At 73.0% G+C, this 2,694-nt stretch carries 2 protein-coding genes; both read right to left on the bottom strand.

Annotated elements, in window-relative coordinates; genetic code table 11:
* Positions 1–55: 55 nt before the first annotated feature.
* A complete protein-coding gene (locus SSOG_RS48300) occupies positions 56–292 on the bottom strand; it encodes a glycoside hydrolase family 6 protein (RefSeq protein WP_009714294.1) in 237 nt (78 codons plus the stop codon).
* 416 nt (positions 293–708) lie between these two features.
* Positions 709–2,694, bottom strand: a 1,986-nt coding sequence (locus SSOG_RS10995; RefSeq protein ID WP_063631552.1) for a molybdopterin cofactor-binding domain-containing protein, incomplete at its 5' end; no start/stop codon positions are given.

A 2,694-nucleotide genomic window follows, 5' to 3' on the forward strand; every position in this document is an offset into this window, starting at 1 on the left:
CCCACCGCAGTCCGAGGGCAGCAGCCGCCAGCGAGTCGGGTTTCGAGGACGATCATCACCCTCGCGGTCGCCGATGCCCTCGGCCACGGCGTCGATCCACGCCTTGTACTCGTCGGTGGTCCCGCGCTCCCCCGGCGGAGTAGCTGCCGCAGTCACGGCCGGGGACGTTGTAGAGGGCGAGCACCGGCAGCCTGTCGCGCCGCGCGGCATCGCGGGTGGTCATCCGGACCAGGCGGGCGACCCGGGCCGGGGACTCGTCCCCGTACCAGACCGCCTGCGGGGTCCGCACCATGGCGAGGAGCCCGGAGGCCCCGCGGTAGTCGCCCCGCCCAGGCGAGCCGCGTCACCTGACGGTATGACGCGCGGGTCGGCCGGGGGGACGTAGAGGGGGGTTCCGTGCGAGGGCGCGGCGACGCGCTCCTGTACGGCAGCCTGAACGGCCGAACCGCTCAGCAGGGGAAGGGCAGTTGCGGCCAGAACGGCCATCGACACGGCGAGGGTTTTCCGTCTCGTTCGCACGGGCGTACTCCAAGGGGCGGGTCGCGTGGGGTCGCATGGGTCGGATCTGAGGCTCACTCAGAAACCGGGACCCGGCAACGCGAGCGTCCGCCGAGTGGCGCAACGGGATTCCCGCCCAGGGGTGGCGTTCCGTCAGATGACCGTATCGACGTACTCCCGGCCCGGGGTCCGGGCCGGGAGCGCGTCACGTCACGTACCCGTCAGATGCTCCGGCCGCACCGGCACCCGTCCCAGCCGGAGGCCCGTCGCGGCGCGGATGGCCGCGACGACCGCGGGGGTGGAGGAGAGCGTCGGGGCCTCGCCGACGCCCCGCAGACCGTAGGGGGCGTGGTGGTCCGCCAGTTCCAGGATGTCGACCGGCATGGTCGGGGTGTCGAGGATGGTGGGGATCAGATAGTCGGTGAAGGACGGGTTGCGGACGCGGGCGCCGTCCGAGACGAGGATCTCCTCCATCACGGCGAGGCCGAGCCCCTGCGTGGAGCCGCCCTGGATCTGGCCGACGACGGAGAGCGGGTTGAGCGCCTTGCCGACGTCCTGTGCGGCCGCCAGTTCGATGACCTTGACCAGGCCGAGTTCGGTGTCGACCTCGACGACGGCGCGGTGGGCGCAGAAGGAGTACTGGACGTGGCCGAAGCCCTGACCGGTCGTGAGGTCGAAGGGCTCGGTGGGCCGGTGCCGGAATTCCTTCTCGATGTCGATCGCGTCGTCCCCGAGGAGGTCCGCGAGGTCGGCGACGACCTCGCCGGTGTCCGTGACCACCTTGCCGTCCCGCAGCAGCAGCCCGGCGGCACCGCTCGGCAGGCCGCAGCGGCGGAAGACCTCCTCCCGGACCGCCTCGCAGGTGTGCTTGATGGCGCCGCCGGTCATGTACGTCTGGCGGGAGGCGGAGGTGGAGCCCGCGGAGCCGACCCGGGTGTCGGCGGGGTGGATGGTGACCCGGCTGACGCCGAGTTCGGTACGGGCGATCTGGGCGTGGACCGTGACGCCGCCCTGGCCGACCTCGGCCATCGCGGTGTGGACCAGGGCGACGGGCTCGCCGCCGATGACCTCCAGACGCACCCGGGCGGTGGAGTAGTCGTCGAAGCCCTCCGAGAAGCCGACGTTCTTGATGCCGACCGCGTAGCCGACGCCCCGCACCACACCCTCGCCGTGGGTGGTGTTGGACAGGCCGCCGGGCAGGGCGCGGACGTCGACGTCCCCGTCCGCCGTCTCCCAGGCGCGCTCCGGCGGGAGGGGCAGCTCCCGGACCCGGCGCAGGATCTCGGCGACCGGGGCCGGGGAGTCCACAATCTGCCCGGTGGGCATGACGGCGCCCTGCGCCATGGCGTTGCGCTGCCGGAACTCGACGGGGTGCAGGCCGAGTTCGTGGGCCACGGCGTCCATCTGAGCCTCGTACGCGAAGCACGCCTGGACCGCGCCGAAGCCGCGCATCGCGCCGCAGGGCGGGTTGTTGGAGTAGAGGGCGATCGCCTCGACGTCCACATGGTCGACGACGTAGGGGCCGATCGCCAGGGAGGCGGCGTTGCCGACGACCGCCGGGGAGGAGGAGGCGTACGCCCCGCCATCCAGCACGATGCGGCATTGGACGTAGAGCAGTCGGCCGTCCCGGGTGGCGCCGTGCTCGTAGGTGAGCTTGGCGGGGTGCCGGTGGACATGGCCGAAAAACGACTCGTACCGGTTGTAAACGATCTTCACGGGCCTGCCGGTGCGGAGCGCCAGCAGACTGGCGTGCGCCTGCATGGACAGGTCCTCGCGCGCCCCGAACGCCCCGCCCACGCCGGAGAGCGTCAGCCGCACCTTGTCGGCGGGCAGGCCCAGCACCGGGGCCAGCTGGTCGCGGTCCACGTGCAGCCACTGGGTGGCGATGTAGAGGTCGATGCCGCCGTCCTCGGCGGGCACCGCGAGCCCGGATTCGGGGCCAAGGAACGCCTGGTCCTGCATGCCGACCTCGTAGTCCCGGCGGACGACGACATCGGCGCGGGCCTTGGCGGCGGCGACGTCGCCGCGCCGCACGGGCTGGCGGTGGACGACATTGGGGTGCGGGGCGTGGGCGGCGTGGTGGTCGGCGCGGCCGGGGTGGAGCAGCGGCGCGCCGGGCGCGGTGGCGGTGGCCTCGTCGACCACGAGCGGCAGCTCGGCGTACTCGACCTTGATCCGGGCGGCGGCGCGGCGGGC

The organism is Streptomyces himastatinicus ATCC 53653, assembly GCF_000158915.1.
GTDB classification, from domain to species: Bacteria; Actinomycetota; Actinomycetes; order Streptomycetales; family Streptomycetaceae; genus Streptomyces; species Streptomyces himastatinicus.